Origin of the sequence: Streptomyces sp. NPDC050610, assembly GCF_040654875.1 — a bacterium.
Classification (GTDB): Bacteria; Actinomycetota; Actinomycetes; order Streptomycetales; family Streptomycetaceae; genus Streptomyces.
Window position 1 is genome coordinate 1 of sequence record NZ_JBFAIV010000092.1, and the last position, 1,758, is coordinate 1,758.

At 65.9% G+C, this 1,758-nt stretch carries 1 protein-coding gene; it reads right to left on the minus strand.

The features are described 5' to 3' along the window. Positions 1-14: 14 nt before the first annotated feature. Complete coding sequence (locus AB0I22_RS39690) at positions 15-1,673, minus strand: ISAzo13 family transposase (protein ID WP_363135902.1); 1,659 nt, start codon at positions 1,671-1,673, stop codon at positions 15-17. Positions 1,674-1,758 lie beyond the last annotated feature (85 nt).

A 1,758-nucleotide genomic window follows, 5' to 3' on the forward strand; every position in this document is an offset into this window, starting at 1 on the left:
GGGCGTGCAGATCTTTAACTCACCATCTTGATCTTGCTTTGGTTGGGGCCGGAAGCGAGGAATGCTGCGATGTCGGCTGGTGTGCGAAACCGGGCGGTAGAGGGGGTGATGTGGTGGCCGTGCGCCTCCAGGAGCGGGCGGACTTCTTGGTTCGCGCGGCTGATAGTCACGCCGGAGACGTTGAAGAGCTGCCCGAGGAGGTTCACTGTGCCGAGTTTGCGCAGGTGCAGCACGGTGGCAAGGATGCGGTCAGCCGGGGTGAGCTTGGCTTTTGCGCCCGCGCCGGGGGCCACCAGCCGCTCGTGACCACGGACCGCGCGGAGTGTCTGTTCACGCTGTAGTTCCAGCTTGGGAGCCAGCGCACTGATCAGTTCACTGAGCTGGCGGTGGCTTATGCCGGTGAGTTCGGGGGCGTGCAATGTACGTGTCGGCAAGGGATGTGCGCTGTTCGCCGGCGGCCGGTCCGCCGTCCCGTTCGTTGTTGCCTCCAGCGGGTGCTGGGGGTGGAGGGTGTAGTTCCAGTCTCCGTGGAAGCGGTGTCGGGTGAGGGGAAGGGCGGCGATCTCATCGTCGCTGACCTGGATGCCTGTGGGATACGGGTTGGTGTCGAGTTCGGCATGCACCGTCAGGCCCGTCTTGGTGGTGGTCGCGGCGATGCTCTCGACGATGACTTCGTGGCTGGTCAGGGGCCTGCCACGCCAGTTCATGGTGATGTGGGAGAACAGCCGGTGCTCGATCCGGTTCCACTTCGATGTTCCGGGAGGCAGGTGGCAGACGGTGACAGTCAGGCCGGTCTCGGCGGCGAACCGGGCGAGTTCGGTCTTCCAGGTACGGGTGCGATACCCGTTGGAGCCGCCCGCATCGGCGGTGATCAGCAACCGGTCGGCAGTTGGGTAGGTGGCCTGCCCGGCCCCGTTCCACCAGCGACGGATCGACTCGACGGCGAACGCGGCGGTGTCGTGGTCGGTGCCCACGTTGACCCAGCCCGTGTTCGCGGTGACGTCGTAGATGCCGTAGGGCACCGCTCTGCCCAACTCACGGTCGGGGAAGTCGTGGGTGTCGACCCGTACCGGCTCGCCCTTCGGTTCCCATTCGCGGCCGTTGTTCTTGAAGGTGCCGACCAGTTCCTTCTTCTTCGTGTCCACACTGATCACCGGAGCCCCGCTGTTCTGGTGGTCGCGGGCCTGTTCGTTGAGGTAGTGGAACTGGGCGTCCCGGTCGGGGTGTTGCTTGCCTTCCAGGGTCTTCGCGTTGCTCTGCAGGCTGAAGCCTTCCTCGCGCAGCAGGTCGCCGACCGTGTCTGCGGAGATCCTGTGGCCCTGGCGCGTCAGCTGCCCGGCGAGCTTGCGGGTGGATTTGGTGGTCCAGCGCAGCGGCGACATCGGATCTCCGCGGACGTCGGGCTCGACCAACGCGAGGAGTGCCTCCCGAACGGCTGGGTTCCGGTCGACGATGCATTTGCGGCCACCGCCGGGCCGACGGATGCGTCCCAACGGGGTCTCTCCGGAGCCGAGTTCCCGCAAGCCGGCAGACACCGTGGCTTCCCGGACACCGGCGGCACGGGCAACAGCTCTGATCCCGCCGTGGCCGAGAGACTGGGCCTCCGCCCCTATCAACAGACGACGCTGACGCTCGTCGAGATGCGGCAGAATCGCCCCGAACTTGGCTGCCAGCACAGCCCGCTGACTTTCCAACCCGCTCACGCCAGACCAACGAACCACCGAGCGGAAAGCCACGAGTTAAAGATCTGCACGCCCT